This window comes from Roseicyclus sediminis (assembly GCF_025515305.1).
Classification (GTDB): domain Bacteria; phylum Pseudomonadota; class Alphaproteobacteria; order Rhodobacterales; family Rhodobacteraceae; genus Roseibacterium; species Roseibacterium sediminis.
Window position 1 is genome coordinate 38,413 of sequence record NZ_JAOPHT010000006.1, and the last position, 14,386, is coordinate 52,798.

Annotated in this window: 18 protein-coding genes; 9 read left to right on the forward strand and 9 right to left on the reverse strand. The window is 68.8% G+C overall.

Annotated features, from left to right (window positions below; genetic code table 11):
- Nucleotides 1–47: 47 nt before the first annotated feature.
- Together N8I71_RS09945 and N8I71_RS09950 are read right to left on the reverse strand one after the other, a co-directional pair.
- Nucleotides 48–617, reverse strand: a complete 570-nt coding sequence (locus tag N8I71_RS09945) for a hypothetical protein (protein ID WP_262877823.1) — start codon at nt 615–617, stop codon at nt 48–50.
- Nucleotides 618–723: 106 nt separating this feature from the next.
- Entirely contained in the window at nt 724–1,317 is a 594-nt protein-coding gene (locus N8I71_RS09950) for a riboflavin synthase (protein ID WP_262877824.1), read from the reverse strand.
- A 174-nt stretch (nt 1,318–1,491) separates the two neighbouring features.
- On the opposite strand from N8I71_RS09950, the gene N8I71_RS09955 reads away from it, so the two are divergent.
- From N8I71_RS09955 to N8I71_RS09965, 3 genes are all read left to right on the forward strand, one after another.
- Nucleotides 1,492–2,784: a capsule biosynthesis protein gene (locus tag N8I71_RS09955; RefSeq protein WP_262877825.1), complete on the forward strand. Its 1,293-nt coding sequence runs from the start codon at nt 1,492–1,494 to the stop codon at nt 2,782–2,784.
- 89 nt (nt 2,785–2,873) lie between these two features.
- On the forward strand, nt 2,874–4,019 hold the full coding sequence (locus N8I71_RS09960) for a polysaccharide biosynthesis/export family protein (protein WP_262877826.1): 1,146 nt from the start codon (nt 2,874–2,876) through the stop codon (nt 4,017–4,019).
- Between the two features lie 24 nt (nt 4,020–4,043).
- On the forward strand, nt 4,044–6,161 hold the full coding sequence (locus tag N8I71_RS09965) for a capsular polysaccharide biosynthesis protein (RefSeq protein WP_262877827.1): 2,118 nt from the start codon (nt 4,044–4,046) through the stop codon (nt 6,159–6,161).
- Between the two features lie 80 nt (nt 6,162–6,241).
- Here the strand turns inward: N8I71_RS09965 and ribD are convergent, their stop codons facing one another.
- From ribD to N8I71_RS09985, 4 genes are all read right to left on the reverse strand, one after another.
- On the reverse strand, nt 6,242–7,354 hold the full coding sequence (gene ribD, locus N8I71_RS09970) for a bifunctional diaminohydroxyphosphoribosylaminopyrimidine deaminase/5-amino-6-(5-phosphoribosylamino)uracil reductase RibD (RefSeq protein WP_262877828.1): 1,113 nt from the start codon (nt 7,352–7,354) through the stop codon (nt 6,242–6,244).
- A 3-nt stretch (nt 7,355–7,357) separates the two neighbouring features.
- Complete coding sequence (nrdR, locus tag N8I71_RS09975; RefSeq protein ID WP_262877829.1) at nt 7,358–7,825, reverse strand: transcriptional regulator NrdR; 468 nt, start codon at nt 7,823–7,825, stop codon at nt 7,358–7,360.
- Between the two features lie 159 nt (nt 7,826–7,984).
- On the reverse strand, nt 7,985–8,407 hold the full coding sequence (locus tag N8I71_RS09980) for a secondary thiamine-phosphate synthase enzyme YjbQ (RefSeq protein WP_262877830.1): 423 nt from the start codon (nt 8,405–8,407) through the stop codon (nt 7,985–7,987).
- A complete protein-coding gene (locus N8I71_RS09985) occupies nt 8,397–9,056 on the reverse strand; it encodes a DUF2161 family putative PD-(D/E)XK-type phosphodiesterase (RefSeq protein WP_262877831.1) in 660 nt (219 codons plus the stop codon). The genes N8I71_RS09980 and N8I71_RS09985 overlap by 11 nt, the downstream gene beginning before the upstream one ends.
- 206 nt (nt 9,057–9,262) lie before the next feature.
- Here N8I71_RS09985 and rpmB point away from each other — a divergent pair, with 206 nt between their 5' ends.
- The 3 genes from rpmB (at nt 9,263) to N8I71_RS10000 (ending at nt 10,577) form a co-directional block, all read left to right on the forward strand.
- Nucleotides 9,263–9,553: a 50S ribosomal protein L28 gene (gene rpmB / locus N8I71_RS09990; protein ID WP_262877832.1), complete on the forward strand. Its 291-nt coding sequence runs from the start codon at nt 9,263–9,265 to the stop codon at nt 9,551–9,553.
- Between the two features lie 130 nt (nt 9,554–9,683).
- On the forward strand, nt 9,684–10,049 hold the full coding sequence (locus N8I71_RS09995) for a hypothetical protein (protein WP_262877833.1): 366 nt from the start codon (nt 9,684–9,686) through the stop codon (nt 10,047–10,049).
- 45 nt (nt 10,050–10,094) lie between these two features.
- The gene (locus tag N8I71_RS10000) at nt 10,095–10,577 is read left to right on the forward strand and encodes a copper chaperone PCu(A)C (protein WP_262877834.1); all 483 of its coding nucleotides are present in this window, start codon (nt 10,095–10,097) and stop codon (nt 10,575–10,577) included.
- A 118-nt stretch (nt 10,578–10,695) separates the two neighbouring features.
- On the opposite strand, the gene N8I71_RS10005 is transcribed toward N8I71_RS10000, so the two are convergent.
- Both N8I71_RS10005 and N8I71_RS10010 read right to left on the reverse strand, forming a co-directional pair.
- A complete protein-coding gene (locus tag N8I71_RS10005) occupies nt 10,696–11,391 on the reverse strand; it encodes an NAD-dependent deacylase (RefSeq protein WP_262877835.1) in 696 nt (231 codons plus the stop codon).
- Nucleotides 11,388–11,942 (reverse strand): hypothetical protein, encoded by a 555-nt coding sequence (locus N8I71_RS10010; RefSeq protein ID WP_262877836.1) that lies wholly within the window; start codon nt 11,940–11,942, stop codon nt 11,388–11,390. The genes N8I71_RS10005 and N8I71_RS10010 overlap by 4 nt, the downstream gene beginning before the upstream one ends.
- A gap of 26 nt (nt 11,943–11,968) precedes the next feature.
- On the opposite strand from N8I71_RS10010, the gene N8I71_RS10015 reads away from it, so the two are divergent.
- Nucleotides 11,969–12,403, forward strand: a complete 435-nt coding sequence (locus tag N8I71_RS10015) for a low molecular weight protein-tyrosine-phosphatase (protein ID WP_262877837.1) — start codon at nt 11,969–11,971, stop codon at nt 12,401–12,403.
- Here N8I71_RS10015 and N8I71_RS10020 read toward each other — a convergent pair.
- On the reverse strand, nt 12,400–12,717 hold the full coding sequence (locus N8I71_RS10020) for a hypothetical protein (protein ID WP_262877838.1): 318 nt from the start codon (nt 12,715–12,717) through the stop codon (nt 12,400–12,402). The genes N8I71_RS10015 and N8I71_RS10020 overlap by 4 nt on opposite strands.
- Before the next feature lie 364 nt (nt 12,718–13,081).
- On the opposite strand from N8I71_RS10020, the gene N8I71_RS10025 reads away from it, so the two are divergent.
- Both N8I71_RS10025 and N8I71_RS10030 read left to right on the forward strand, forming a co-directional pair.
- Nucleotides 13,082–13,282: a hypothetical protein gene (locus tag N8I71_RS10025; RefSeq protein ID WP_262877839.1), complete on the forward strand. Its 201-nt coding sequence runs from the start codon at nt 13,082–13,084 to the stop codon at nt 13,280–13,282.
- A gap of 95 nt (nt 13,283–13,377) precedes the next feature.
- A complete protein-coding gene (locus tag N8I71_RS10030) occupies nt 13,378–14,379 on the forward strand; it encodes a D-cysteate sulfo-lyase (RefSeq protein ID WP_262877840.1) in 1,002 nt (333 codons plus the stop codon).
- Nucleotides 14,380–14,386: the final 7 nt, after the last annotated feature.

The window sequence follows — 14,386 nt, forward strand, 5'->3', positions numbered from 1 at the left end:
TTGGGCGCAGATAGACCATCACCGCTGCGGTGAAAAGGCGGCGCCGCCTACTCTGCGCGCGCGAAGAAGGCTTCGGCGCTCACCATGCCGGCAAGCCCGGCCGCGCCGCACCATTCGCGCTCGAGCGCGGTCGCGGACACGAGCACGACGCCGTCGGGCGGCAAACCCTGTCCGCGCACGAAACCACGCAGGCGGCTGCGCGCCTCGCTCCAGGACGTGAAAAGGTCGGGCGCACGCTCGGCGGCGTCGATCGCCGGGCTTTCGCGCAGGACAATGGCCGGCGACAACGGGGCGTACACCGCCGCCAGCCGCCCGGCGGCGTCGCCAAGCCCCTCCAGCCTCCGGGCCAGTTGCGGAGGCAGTGCGGGACGCGCCGGCGAAAGCTCCAGCGCGTTGCCGGAAAAGAGGAAAGCCACGATGTCATGGCCCGAGGTCGCGCGGATCGTGGCATAGGTCCTGTAGGGCAGGCCGAGGCGCTTGGCGCGGGCGACATGGATGCGCACGATCTCGAGCGGGAGCGACGGCAACAGGGACTGCCGCGCCTTTTTCCAGGCGACCTTGCGAAAGCCGTAGCCCGCCTCCATCGTCGGCCCGCCGTTGTGCCCTATCCCGCTCATACCGTCACCTCCAGTCGCGCCACGAGCCTAGCCTCCTCCGCCGCCCATGTCTCGCGCGGAGAGATGTCCGGCGCATCGATCCTGCAGGCAACGAAAGGCTTGGCGCTCATCCCTCCTGCCAGTCCTGCAGCCGGGCGACGTAGCGGGCGAGCGTGTCGATCTCGAGGTTGACGCGGTCGCCGGCTTTCGCCTGCCCCCAGGTCGTGACGGTCTTGGTATGCGGAATGATGTTCACGCCGAACTCGACCCCGTTCACCTCGTTCACTGTAAGGGACGTACCGTCGAGCGCGACAGAGCCCTTGGGCGCGATGAAGCGGGCCAGCGCTTCGGGCGCGCGGAAGACGAAACGGGTCGATTCCCCCTCGTCGCGCGTCGAGACGATCTCGGCCACGCCATCGACATGGCCCGACACGATGTGCCCGCCAAGTTCGTCACCGACCTTCAGCGCGCGCTCGAGGTTCACCGCGTCTCCCTCGGCCCAGCCGCCGAGCGTCGACTTCGACAAGGTTTCGGCCGAGATGTCGACGTCGAACCAGTCGCCGCCGGTCGCCGTCACCGTGAGGCATACGCCGTCGCAGGCGATGGACGCGCCGATCTCGATCCCGGCCGTGTCGTAGCCGGTGCCAATCCTGGCATGCAGGTCGCCGCGCCGGTCGAGTGACCGGATCTGTCCGACATCGGTGATGATTCCGGTGAACATGACGCCTCCATCGGGTTTGGCCGGGGTTTTCCGGCATTCACCTAGCGCCCCGCGCCCGCCGACGGCAAGAGCGCGCGGGCCACGGTTTCCGCCCAATCGGGCCCATGGGCCGACGCGCCGCTTTGTTTTCGGGCTCATGCCGCGTTAACTCGGCGGCGTGTATGGATGAGTGCTATGACCGCGCAAGGACATGACGGGCGCACGTTCCTGTTCCTCCAGGGACCTCATGGCCCCTTCTTCTGGCAACTTTCACGGCAGCTCAGGGCCGCCGGGGCGCGGACGCTTCGCATCGGCTTCAACAGGGGCGACGAGGTGTTCTGGCCTGAGCGCGCCAGCTACATCGCCCGGCACGCTCCGCTAGATAGCTGGGCGCAGGACATCGCCGCGATCCTGGACGAAACGGCCGTCACCGACCTCGTGCTCTACGGCGACACCCGTCCCATTCATGCCGACGCGATCGCGGCCGCGAAGGCGCGTGGCATCATCGTGCACGTCTTCGAGGAAGGGTATCTTCGCCCCTACTGGGTGACCTACGAGCGCGGCGGCGCGAACGGTCATTCCCGGATCATGGGCCGGAGCGTGCAGGACATGCGTCGCGCACTCGAAGGTCGCGACACGGACCTGCCGGATGCGCCCGCGCGCTGGGGCGAGATGCGGCACCACGTGTTCTATGGCGCGCTCTATCACTGGTTCGTGCTGGTGGCGAACCGCCGCTACGCCGCGGTGCGGCCACATCGCGCCCTGACGGTGCGGCAGGAATTTCGCCTCTACCTCAGGCGCCTCGCGCTCATGCCGCTGCACTGGCTCGACCGTATTCTGGCGACACGGGCGATCAAGACCGGGGGCTTCCCCTATCACCTCGCGCTCCTGCAGCTCGAACATGATGCAAGCTTTCGCGACCACGGTCCCTTCGCCAGCCAGGCCGATTTCGTCGCGACGGTCATCGCGGGCTTCACCGAGGGCGCGCCCACCCATCACCACCTGGTCTTCAAGGCCCACCCGCTGGAAGATGGCCGCGTCCCGGTGCGCAAGGACATCCGCCGCATCGCCGAGGCGCATGGCGTCGGGCACCGCGTGCATTTCGTGCGTGGCGGCAAACTCGCCGGCCTGCTCGACGAGGCGCGATCGGCCGTCACCGTGAACTCAACCGCCGCGCAGCAGGCGCTGTGGCGCGGGCTTCCGCTGAAGTGTTTCGGCAAGGCGGTCTACCTCAAGCCCGAGTTCGTCTCGGATCAGCCCATCGCCGCCTTCTTCCGTGACCCGCTGCGCCCCGACAGTCGCGCCTACCGCGATTTCCGCCAATATCTGCTGGAAACTTCGCAGGTTACCGGCAGCTTCTACTCCGCGCGCGGACGCCGCCAGCTGCTGCGCCTTGTCATCGACCTGATGCTCAGCCCCGAGGACGCCTACGACGCGCTCGACTCGGGGCGTCCGGCACCAAGGCAACACCTTCTGGCCGTGAAATAACCGGGGGCTTTCCCGAACGGGCCTTTTTCGCTAGCTTTCTCGCAAAACAAGAATCCGAGGCAGTTTCAGGCAACTAAGGAGCCAACTCCGTGACATCGCTGGTCTCCCGTGCGGGCCGTCTGGCCGCGCTCGTCGTCGTCGTGTCCGCGGCGTCGTCCTGCGCGCTCCTTCCGCGGTCCGGCCCCACCCGCAACGAGATATTCGCAGGCTCGGTGCAGAACCAGGGCGACGCTTTCGTGGTCGAGGTCAACAGCCGCGTGACGGCGATCACCTCCGCCGTGCCCGCGCTTGGCTTCCCGTCGTCGCTCGTGCATGCGGGCGCCTCGGACACCGAGATCATCCAGCCGGGCGACACGCTGACGCTGACGATCTACGAGAACGTCACCGACGGCCTGCTGGCGGGCCAGGGCGGCAACGCGGCCGCACTCGACGCCGTGCAGGTCGACGGCTCGGGCTTCATCTTCATTCCATACGCCGGCCGCGTCCGCGCCGCGGGCAACACGGTGGAACAGCTCCGCGAAATCATCACCCGCAACCTCGATCAGCAGACCCCCGATCCGCAGGTCGTCGTCCGGCGCGAGGCGGGAGACGGCAGCACCGTCTCGGTCTCCGGTGCCGTGGGCGGACAGGGCATCTACCCGATCCAGCGTCCCACCCGCACCCTGTCGGGCATGCTTGCCGCGGCGGGCGGTGTCGCGGTCGAGCCCGAGATCGCGCAGGTCACCGTCGTGCGCGGCGGCCATTCCGGCACGATCTGGTACGAGGACATCTTCCGCTCGAACGCCGCCGACATCGCGCTTCGGGGCGGGGATCGCATCTTCGTGGAGGAAGACAGCCGCTCCTTCATCGCGCTCGGCGCGACGGGCCAGCAGACCATCGTCGAATTCCAAAGCCGCAGCATCTCGGCGCTGGAGGCGATCGCGTCGGTCGGCGGCCTGAACGCCCGGCAGGCCAACCCCGCCGGGGTCTTCGTGCTGCGCAACGAGCCCGAAGACATGGCGAATGCCGTCCTGGGCCGGCACGACCTGACGGGATCGCAGCGTTTCGTCTATGTGCTGGATCTGACGGCGCCCACGGGGATGTTCGAGGCGCGCGATTTCGCCATCCGCGACGGCGACACGGTCTACGTGACCTCCGCCCCGATCACCCAGTGGAACAACGCGATCAGCGCGCTGACCGGCACACTGACCAGCACCGCGGGTCTTGCCAACCAGCTCGACAGTCTCGGGCAGTGATCCGCGATGGCGCGGCGGCGCGAGATGCCGGGCGCGCCATTCGCGGGCGGCGATGACCCGGGGCAGCCCGCCCGTCCGGATGCGTGGGACGAGGAGACGGGCGGCCCCTCACCATCCCGGCGGGCAGCCTACCATTTCAATGCGGGGTTCCTGACCGACACGCGCGTCCGCCGTATCCTTTCGTTGGCGGGTCATGACCTGCGCCTCGGCAAACCCGGCGCCGAGGACGACGTGATCGTCTGGGGCCATTCGCCCTATGCCCCGCGCGGCGAGGCGGTTGCCGAGGCGACCGGGGCGAACCTCGTACGCGTCGAGGACGCGTTTCTCCGCTCGCTCCATCCCGGACGCAGCGGCGATGCGCCCATCGGCCTCGTGATCGACCGCAGGGGCATGCATTTCGACGCCACGCGACCCTCGGACATCGAGACCATTCTTGCCCGTCATCCCCTTGACAACACTGTCCTTCTTGACCGAGCGCGCGATGCCGTGGCCCGCATGGCCGAGGGCCACCTGAGCAAATACTGCGCCGTCGATCCGGGCCTCGAGCCGCCCGATCCCGGCTTCGTCCTGGTCATCGACCAGACGCGCGAGGATGCCTCGATCCGGCTCGGAACGGCGAATGCCGACAGTTTCGCCGAGATGCTGACCTGGGCGCGACAGGATCACCCGGACGCCACCATCGTCATCAAGACACACCCGGAGACGCAGGCAGGCCACCGGCCCGGTCACTTCGACCCGGCCAACCTGCCCGAACGTGTAGTGATCGAGGATCGTCCGATCTCGCCATGGCGGCTCTTCGAACATGCGCGCGCGGTCTACACGGTGTCGAGCCAGCTTGGCTTCGAGGCACTCCTCTCCGGCCACCGGCCAGTGACCTTCGGGGTGCCGTTCTACGCCGGCTGGGGCCTTACGGACGACCGCCGCCCGGTTCCCGAACGGCGCGGACGCAGGCTTACCCGGGCGCAACTGGCCGCCGCCGCGCTGATCCTCTATCCCGTCTGGTACGACCCGTTCCGTGACCGTCTCTGTCCTTTGGAAGACGCGCTCGGCGCGCTGGAGGCGCAGGCCCGCGCCTGGCGCGAGGACCGGTTCGGCTATGCCGCCGTGGGTATCCGCGCCTGGAAGCGTGCCAGGCATGGTGCCTTCTTCGGCGGCTCGGGCGGGAAGATCGGATATTTCGAAGACGTCGCGAAGGCGGCCGAGGACGGGCGGCCCGTCCAGGTCTGGGCCCGACGCGAAAGTCCCGAACTCGTCCGGTCATGCGATCGCGCGGGACGGAGCCTTGCGCGCATCGAGGACGGTTTCCTGCGCTCACGGGGTCTGGGCGCCACGCTCGTACCGCCGATCTCGCTGGTTCAGGACGATATCGGAATCTACTACGATCCCGCCCGCGAAAGCCGGCTGGAGCGCCTGATCGCGGAGGCCGCGTCGCTAGACCCGGCTCGGCTGCGGCGCGCGGAACGGCTGATCACGGCACTCCGGCGCGGCGGCATCACGAAGTACAACCTGAGTGGCGCGCGCGAGGTGCCGGACATTCCGGGCGGGCGGCCGATGATCCTCGTGCCCGGGCAGGTGGAGGACGATGCATCGATCACGTCCGGGGGCGGCGAGGTCGCGACGAATGCCGAGCTGCTGCGCACCGCACGGCGTCTGCACCCCCAGGGCTTCCTCGTCTACAAGCCGCACCCGGACGTGGAGGCCGGGCTGCGCGATGGCGCGGTCCCAATCGAGGCGCTTGTCGAGATGGCGGACCACGTGGCCAGCGGCGCAGATCCCGTCGCGCTGATGGCACGGGCCGACCGCGTGGTGACGATCACCTCGGGCCTCGGGTTCGAGGCGCTGATCCGGGGTGTGCCGGTGACCACGCTCGGGGCCCCGTTCTACGCGGGATGGGGTTTGACGACGGACCTGGGGCCGGTGCCCGCGCGTCGCACGGCAAGGGCGACCATTGCGGCGCTGGTCCACGCCGCGCTGATTGCCTACCCGCGCTATCTCGATCCGGTGACGGGATTGCCCTGCCCAGTGGAGGTCGCAGTCGACCGGCTCAAGACCGGCGAAGGCTTGTCGCAGGCCCCAAGGCTAAAGATGCTGGCAAAGCTTCAAGGTTGGCTTTCCGGGCACAGCTGGCTGTGGCGAGGATAGCGAATTTCCCATCTGAATTCCGTCTATCTACAGACTTATCCACAGAATTAATATAATTTTACGATATCCCAGTCGGCGCGTCAGTGGCCGACACCTGGCCTTGTCCAACGGCTCAGGACGTCGCCTCCGAGGATTCTCGTGCTCTCCAGGCGGAACGGCGGAGCCTCGGACAAGGCCGCGATGCCCATGGCGCCGACCGCCGGCGTCCCTTCGGCGCCTATCGCCTTGCCCGCGGTGACAAGCGAGATCTCATCGACGAGATCGCCGGCAAGAAGCGCCGCGGCGAGGGTCCCGCCGCCTTCGCAAAAGACCCTGGTCAGGCCGGCCTCCCCCAGTGCGCCGAGGGCGGCGGTCAGGTCCACATGGCCGCCCGCGACCGAGCCGACCTCGAGCAGCCGGGCGCCCTGCGCCTCCCATGCATCGCGCGCACCGGGCGTTGCCTCGCGCCCATGCAGAAGCCAGAGCGGCACCTCTCGCGCCGTCGCGGCGAGCTTGCCGTCGAGCGGAAGATCCAGCCTACGGGACAGGACGATGCGCACGGGCTGAACGGTTGCGCCGAAACCTCGGACCGTGAGCATCGGGTCGTCGGCCCGTGCGGTCCCTGCCCCGACCAGAACCGCGTCATGACAGGCGCGTTGTGCGTGGACCCAGTGGCGCGCAGCGGCCCCCGTGATCCAGCGGCTCTCTCCGGTCGCGGTGGCGATCCGCCCGTCGAGCGTTGTGGCGAGCTTGAGATGCAGGTGCGGGCGGCCGGCGCGGATCCGGGAAAAGAACCCTGTGTGGTCCCTTGCCGCCTCGGCCTCCAGCACCCCGGTTTCCACCGCTATCCCTGCCGCGCGGAGTCGCGCGATACCGGCACCGGCCGTGCGAGGGTCGGGATCGGAAACCGCAACGACCACGCGCGCCAGCGATGCGGCCACGAGCGCCTCGCTGCAGGGCGGTGTCACTCCGGTGTGATTGCACGGCTCCAGCGTGACGTAGGCCGTGGCGCCCGTCGCGGCCGCGCCCGCCTCGTCGAGCGCAACCCGCTCGGCATGGGGGCGCCCGCCATCCTGCGTCCAGCCACGCCCGACGACGCGGCCGTCCCTGACGATCACGCAGCCGACCGCCGGGTTGGGCCACACCCTGCCCTGGCCCCGACGCCCGAGCGAGAGCGCGAGCCGCATCCAGCGCAGGTCGGCCTCCGATGGCATGGCTCAGCCGCCGGGCTGGACCGGTGGCCTCAGCTCTGCAAGGAAGTCCTCGAAGTCGTCGGTCGCCTGGAAGTTCTTGTAAACGCTGGCAAACCGGACATAGGCAACGGTGTCGATCGCGGCCAGACGCTCCATCACGATCTCGCCGATGGTCTTCGATGGAATGTCCGTCTCGCCCATGCTTTCGAGCCGGCGGACGATGCCCGAGATCATCTGGTCGATGCGTTCGGGTTCCACCGGGCGCTTCTGCAGCGCGATGCGCACGGAACGCTCAAGCTTGTCGCGGTCGAAATCCTCGCGCTTGCCGTTCGTCTTGATGACCACGAGATCGCGCAGCTGCACCCTTTCATACGTGGTGAAGCGCCCGCCACAGGCCGGGCAGAAGCGCCGCCTGCGGATCGCGACGTGGTCCTCGGCGGGCCGCGAATCCTTCACCTGGGTGTCAACGTTTCCGCAAAACGGGCAGCGCATCGCCGTCCCCCTTCATGTTCCTTGCCGCGGATGAAGCGGCCACTGCCTCAATACTTGGGTCTAACGCCCTGTTATCCACCGTGACTATAGGCATGGGGGTAACGCTTGGGTAGTGGGCAAAAGCGGCCACCAGATGAAGGGTGGCGAAAGGGACTCACCTCAGGCTGCGTCCGGCGCGAAATGGGCCGCGACACGGCGCAGGTGCGGGGCGGTCCGATGCTCGACAAGATATATGCCCTGCCATGTCCCGAGCCTCGGCCGGCCCTTCGAGACGGGAACCTGCAGCGACACGGGCAAAAGGGCCGCCTTGATGTGCGCCGGCATGTCGTCCGGCCCTTCAAGCGTGTGGGTGAGCCAGCGCATGGTCGGGTCGTCGCCCGGAGGCACGAGGCGGCCGAAGAAGCCCAGGAGGTCGCGCTGGACGTCGGGGTCCGCGTTCTCCTGGATCAGGAGGCTGGCCGAGGTGTGCTGCACGAGGAGCGTCAGGAGGCCGTCACCCTGCCCCGCGACCCAGCCCGCCACCTGCCGCGTGAACTCGTAGAGACCAGGACCGCGCGTGGGGATTTCGAATTCAGCCTGCATCGAGCGCCTCCACACCGGTTTCGGTCAGGTCGTAGATTCCCGTCTCCACCCTGCGGAACCAGCCGTAGTGGTTGTCCCGCATGATCGCCGTGGCGCGGTCGACGCCGGTCGCGGCCCGCACCGCGGCCCCCTTCGACGCGCCCGAGGCCGCGAGATGCGCAGCGCAGGCCATGGCATCCTGCCGGTAGGCCGTGACACGCTGGCCGCGAAGCCCGCCGAGGTTCGGGTCGCCCCGACGCCGCGCGAACTCACCCAGCAGCATGGCCGACGCCCGCGCCGATTTGCGCGGCGCATAGGGCCCCGGATCGCAGTGCACCTCCACGAGGCCCGTCTCAAGCCGGATCGTCAGAAGCCCGAGGCCAAGCCTGCGCGCGAGTTTCACGTTCTCGGACAATGCACGCTGGAACCGCCGCCCCCGACCGCGCGGCACGGCGAGGTAGACATGGTCCGCAACCGATAACCGCGCGACACCCTGATGGAACAGCGCCAGCGAGAAGGTGGTCTTGAGCTCCACGATCAGGGGGGGCGCGCCGTCGCGCACGGCCATGACATCGGCGGGGCCGATCTCGGCCTTCACCTCGTAGCCGAGGGATTCGAGGAAGGTCTTGACGGGCGGGTAAAGCGCCGTCTCGCTGATCTGACTGCCCATGCCGTGCCTTGCCGGTTCTTTTGCCCGCACTCTGCCTGCAAACGGCCGCGCGGGCAAACGCGCGGGACGATTCCCGCCTTGACACCACCCCGGCCGGACCGTATCCCCCGCGCAGATTTCCGGGCGTGGAGCCTTCCTCCGCGCCCTTTTGGTTTCCGGCAGCGGACGCATGGGCGCGTCGGTGCCGCAAAGACGAGGACAAGATCATGTCGCGTGTCTGCGAACTGACCGGCAAGGGGCCGATGGTGGGCAACAATGTCAGCCACGCCAACAACAAGACCAGGCGCCGTTTCCTGCCGAACCTGACCGAGGTGACGCTGGGGTCCGACGTGCTGGACCGCCGCTTCAAGCTGCGGATCTCCAACGCCGCGCTGCGCTCGGTCGATCATCGCGGTGGCCTCGACGCCTACCTCGCGCGTGCCAAGGACGCCGAGCTGTCGCCGAAGGCACTGAAGATCAAGCGCGACATCGAGAAGGCGCAGGCCGCACAGGCCTGATCCCTCGCACGATGCGAATTAGACGCCCCGCCGGCTCCGCCCGCGGGGCGTTCCGCGTTGTGGCGGAAGACGCTGCGCGGCCCATTTGCCGCAGCGTATGTGCCGGAGCGAAGTCTTATCTGTCGAAACGATGATACGACTGCGCGCCCTTCTTCTCGTCGTCCTCGCAGCGTTGATGACCGTCACGGGCATCGGCGCGGCCTCGGCACGCGGGTCCATGGCCGCCGACGGCATCATCTGCGGCACCGGCACCTTCAACATCGTGCTGGCCGCCGACGGATTGCCCCTGTTCGATTCGGGAGGCGACCCGGTCGAGGCGCGCGATGTGCCCTGCCTCGACTGCACGCTCGGCGGCCTGGCGCTGGCGCCCGAGACCCCGGCGCCGCAGGCCGTCGCGCTATGCGAGACGCGCCTTCATCACACCCCGCACATCGCCTCCGCCGCCGAACTCTGGCGCCTGGGTGGCATGGGACGCAGCCCGCCTGTCGCGGCCTGACCCCACGCCACCATTCCCAGAGATCACGGACACACGGAGAGAGACATGTCCCTGAAAAACGTACTGCTTGCGGGCGTTTGCGCCCTTGTTCCCCTTGCCGCGGCCGCCGAGATGCGCGTCGAGGACCCCTATGCCCGCGCCGCCGGGGCGATGGCCCGGTCGGGTGCCGCCTTCATGCAGATCACGAATGCCGGCGAGACGGACGACCGCCTCGTCGCCGCGGCTTCGGATGTCGCCGAACGGGTGGAACTTCACACCCACATCATGGACGGCGAGGTCATGCGGATGGTCGAGGTCGAGGAAGGCTTCGCCGTTCCCGCGGGCGAGACGATCTCGCTTCAGCGGGGCGGCATGCATGTCATGTTCCTCGGGTTGACCCGCGCGCTTGAACAGGGCGACGAGATCGAGGTGACGCTGAGCTTCGAGGGAGCGGGCGACATGACCGTGACCATCCCCGTCGACAACGAGCGGATGCCCGAGGAGATGGGCGGCGGCATGCAGATGCGGCACGGCCAGACCGACGGCTGACCCTCGGCGACCCGGAGGGCGGCCTTCGTCCCTGAGCCGCCCCTCCGGTACCGCCCCGGCCCGACCGGGGTGCGTCGGCGGCGCGCCACCTGTTCCATCTCAGGCGCGCCGCCTTCGATCAGACCTCGCGCAGAAGCGTCTCTACCCAGTCCGGCACCGCCTGCGTTGCGGGGCCCGCGATGACCCGGTCGAAGCGGCCCGGAACCGGCGTCGGCTCGAGGTTGATCTCCAGCGTCTCGGCCCCCGAGGCGGCGGCGATGTCGACGAAGCCCGCCGCCGGGTAGACCTCCCCCGACGTGCCGATCGCCACGAAAAGCTCCGCGGCCTCGATCGCCGCCACGATCCGCTCCATGTGATAGGGCATCTCGCCGAACCAGACGATGTCGGGCCGCGTCGCCCGCGCGCCGCAGGCCGGGCAGGTGTCGGCCGGGTCCATGACCCGCGGCGCATCCCAGCGCGTCTCGCAGACGGCACACAGGGCGCGGGTGATCTCTCCATGCATGTGGATCACGTCCCGCGCCCCGCCGCGTTCGTGCAGGTCGTCGATGTTCTGGGTCACCAGCGTCACGCCGCCCGTATACCGGTCGGCCAATCGAGCCAGCGCGACATGCGCCGCGTTCGGACTGGCGTCGAGTGCATTGGCGCGACGGGCGTTGTAGAAGTCGTGGACGAGGCGGGGATTGCGGGCGAACCCCTCGGGCGTCGCGACCTCCGACAGGTCGTAGCGGGTCCAGAGCCCGCCCTTGTCGCGGAAGGTGCCGAGGCCGCTTTCGGCCGACACGCCCGCGCCTGTCAGGACGACGATCCGGCTCATGGCCCGGTGCCGGGGCAAGGTGCGTCCGCCCGGCGCGTGTCACAGACGAGGACGGTCCGAAGGTGGCCCGCCCAGGCCGTGACCAGCGCCTCGGTCGCGGGACCGCGCCAGGCGCCCTGAACGTTGTAAAGCGCGTCGCGCCCGCCCATCGCCTTCGACAGGAACCATTCCTCGCCGCCGGTGGCGGGGCTCGCCGGGCAGCCGACGAGGATGAGGTGGAACGGAGTTCCCTGTTCCTCCCCGCCCGCAACCTCCTGCGCGGTGGCGGTGGGACAGACCTGAAGGAGCAGCTCCACGAGGTTGTTGTGCCAGGCGACCGGGTGCGTGCCGCCGATCTGGCGCAGGACGCGGACGGTCATCATCTGCGACCAGTCCTCGACCCTCTCGCCCGCCGGGACGAATTCCTGCAACAGGCCCGTCGCATCCTCGCCCTCGTGCCCCAGGACGAAGCCCTGCGGAACCGGCGCAAGAAGATGCTCGCCCTCGGGCAGCGACTGCGCCGGGGCCAGGGCTGGAAGGCCGGCGAGGAGGAGGATAAGCAGGGCGCGCATCGTTTCAGTCTCCGGGAGATCGGCTGATGGCCCATCCCACCCGCATCCTCTGCGTCTGTCTAGGGAACATCTGCCGCTCGCCCACGGCGGAGGCGGTTCTCGGCGCCCATCTTCCGGGCGTGGAGATCGACAGCGCGGGCACCGGCGGCTGGCATGTGGGCGAGCCGCCCTACGGACCGGCGATCCGGGCGGCGGCGGCGCGGGGATACGACCTTTCGGCACAGCGCGCCCGACAGGTGAGTCCCTCCGATTTCGGACAGTTCGACCTGATCCTCGCCATGGACTGCCAGAATCTCGCGGACCTGCGCGACCTCGATCCGGGCAGCACCGCGCAGCTGGCCCTGTTCCTCGAGCCACTCGGAGGCGGTGACGTGCCCGACCCCTACTACACGCGCGACTTCGACGGCGCGCTCGACCTCATCGAACGCGCCGCTGCGGTCTGGGCGAAGCGGCTGGGTTAGCTGCAGAGCTCTTCGGCGGTGCGGCCGAACTGCTGCCAGCGGCTCCAGAACGCGTCGTTGCGGCGCGTGTCGGAAAGCTGGATCTCCTGCGCCCGGCCGGGATCGCGGAAGAACCGCGCACCTTCGCGCATGTCCGTGGGCGACAGCGTCATGTTGGCCGCCTCGCCGATGCAGCGGCAAAGCTGGCGGGTGGCGCCGGGGCGGTCGGACTGCAGGCAGGCGCGTTCGATCGGGTTGGCGAAAGCGGCAGGCGCAAACACGCCGACCGCAAGGGCTGCGATCAGGCCGGTAGCCAGGAAACGGATCTTGAGCATGGGATGTGCCTCGACGAAAACTGCTCGGGTGCGCGAGTCTCATGCCCGCGTCACGGCCACAGAATGCCTGACGCAACGGTTTCAATCAAGGTTTCCGATAGACGGGGCCGACAGGCTGACCCTGCGCGAGCAACCGGCGGCCCGGACGATTGCCAAGATCAAGTCGTCCCCGAAATCCCGGCAGCCGCCGGAACCATCCCCAGCACTAGGCGGAGGGAACGCACAGCCCGGGGCAGTCTTTTCCCCGCCCAGGCCGAGCGACGGACCCGATCGGGCCCCGCGCCGAGACCTTGAACGCCGCAACGGCGCGCTATGTCCACTTGGCAAAGGGGTCGTGCCCCCCTGACCCGGAAGGAGACCGACCGTGACCGGACCGGACGCCCGCAGCGCCATCCTAGCCTTTGCCGCCCATGTCGGGCGCGCCCATCTGCAGCCGCCGGAAGTCACCGCGCGGCATCGCAACTGGCTGACCGAGGACGGCGAAGTGACCGAAGACGGTCTTTCGCTTGTGCGGGCCCTGGCCGAGCAGGCGGAGACACGCACCGTTTTCCGGGGCAATTTCTGAGCCACTCGGACAAGCCTGTCCGTCGACCCGGCTGACCGCTGGACACGCACGCTCCCTGCCCCGAAGATGCCGGGACAGACAGGGAGCCCCGTGCCATGAACCTCGCCCGTTTTCCCCGCATCCGCCTCGCGCATCTGCCCACCCCGATCGAGCCGTTGCCACGGCTTTCCGAAGCGCTCGGCGGCCCCGAGATCTGGATCAAGCGGGACGATTGCACCGGGCTTTCAACCGGCGGCAACAAGACCCGGAAGCTGGAATTCCTGATTGCCGAGGCGGTCGGGCGGGGCGCCGACATCGTGCTGACGCAGGGCGCCACGCAGTCGAACCACGCCCGCCAGACGGCGGCGGCGGCGGCGAAGCTGGGCCTCGACTGCCACCTGCTGCTCGAGGATCGGACGGGCTACAACCACGAGAACTACCGCCGGAACGGCAACGTGTTGCTGGACCACCTGCACGGCGCCACGTGGGAGCATCGCGGCCCGGGCCTCGACATGAACGCGGAACTCGCGGCCGTGGCCGAACGTATGGCGGCGACGGGGCGCAAGCCCTACGCGATCCCGGGCGGCGGCTCGAACGCCACGGGCGCACTTGGTTACGTGAACTGCGCGCTCGAGACGGTGGCGCAACTGACGGACATGGGCCTCGACATCGACATCCTCGTCCATGCCACCGGTAGCGCGGGGACGCAGGCGGGGCTGGTCACCGGGCTTTGCGCGATGAACGCACAGCTTCCCGTCCTCGGCATCGGGGTCCGGGCGCCGAAGCCGAAGCAGGAAGAGAACGTCCATGCCCTGTGCCTCGCCACGGCACAGAAGCTCGGCGTGCCCGCGCCCCCGCGCGAGGCGGTCGTCGCGAATACCGACTACGTGGGCGAAGGCTATGGCCTGCCCGCGCCATCGACGATCGAGGCAATCGAGATGTTCGCCCGGCTGGAGGGCATCCTGCTGGACCCGGTCTATTCGGCGAAGGGCGCGGCGGGACTGATCGATCTCTGCCGCAAGGGTCATTTCGGCAAGGGGGAACGGGTGCTGTTCCTCCATACCGGAGGCGCCATCGGCCTGACGGGGTATCTCCACAGTTTCGACGTGCCGAATTGAGCGGCGC

Coding starts and splice junctions, on each gene's coding strand:
- N8I71_RS09955 (WP_262877825.1), top strand. CDS start 1,492: ATGACCGCGCAAGGACATGACGGGCGCACGTTCCTGTTCCTCCAGGGA.
- rpmB (WP_262877832.1), top strand. CDS start 9,263: ATGTCGCGTGTCTGCGAACTGACCGGCAAGGGGCCGATGGTGGGCAAC.
- N8I71_RS10020 (WP_262877838.1), bottom strand. CDS start 12,717: ATGCTCAAGATCCGTTTCCTGGCTACCGGCCTGATCGCAGCCCTTGCG.
- ribD (WP_262877828.1), bottom strand. CDS start 7,354: ATGCCATCGGAGGCCGACCTGCGCTGGATGCGGCTCGCGCTCTCGCTC.
- N8I71_RS10010 (WP_262877836.1), bottom strand. CDS start 11,942: ATGCGCGCCCTGCTTATCCTCCTCCTCGCCGGCCTTCCAGCCCTGGCC.
- N8I71_RS09980 (WP_262877830.1), bottom strand. CDS start 8,407: ATGCAGGCTGAATTCGAAATCCCCACGCGCGGTCCTGGTCTCTACGAG.
- N8I71_RS10015 (WP_262877837.1), top strand. CDS start 11,969: ATGGCCCATCCCACCCGCATCCTCTGCGTCTGTCTAGGGAACATCTGC.
- N8I71_RS09995 (WP_262877833.1), top strand. CDS start 9,684: ATGATACGACTGCGCGCCCTTCTTCTCGTCGTCCTCGCAGCGTTGATG.
- nrdR (WP_262877829.1), bottom strand. CDS start 7,825: ATGCGCTGCCCGTTTTGCGGAAACGTTGACACCCAGGTGAAGGATTCG.
- N8I71_RS10000 (WP_262877834.1), top strand. CDS start 10,095: ATGTCCCTGAAAAACGTACTGCTTGCGGGCGTTTGCGCCCTTGTTCCC.
- N8I71_RS10030 (WP_262877840.1), top strand. CDS start 13,378: ATGAACCTCGCCCGTTTTCCCCGCATCCGCCTCGCGCATCTGCCCACC.
- N8I71_RS10005 (WP_262877835.1), bottom strand. CDS start 11,391: ATGAGCCGGATCGTCGTCCTGACAGGCGCGGGCGTGTCGGCCGAAAGC.
- N8I71_RS09965 (WP_262877827.1), top strand. CDS start 4,044: ATGCCGGGCGCGCCATTCGCGGGCGGCGATGACCCGGGGCAGCCCGCC.
- N8I71_RS09985 (WP_262877831.1), bottom strand. CDS start 9,056: ATGGGCAGTCAGATCAGCGAGACGGCGCTTTACCCGCCCGTCAAGACC.
- N8I71_RS09945 (WP_262877823.1), bottom strand. CDS start 617: ATGAGCGGGATAGGGCACAACGGCGGGCCGACGATGGAGGCGGGCTAC.
- N8I71_RS09950 (WP_262877824.1), bottom strand. CDS start 1,317: ATGTTCACCGGAATCATCACCGATGTCGGACAGATCCGGTCACTCGAC.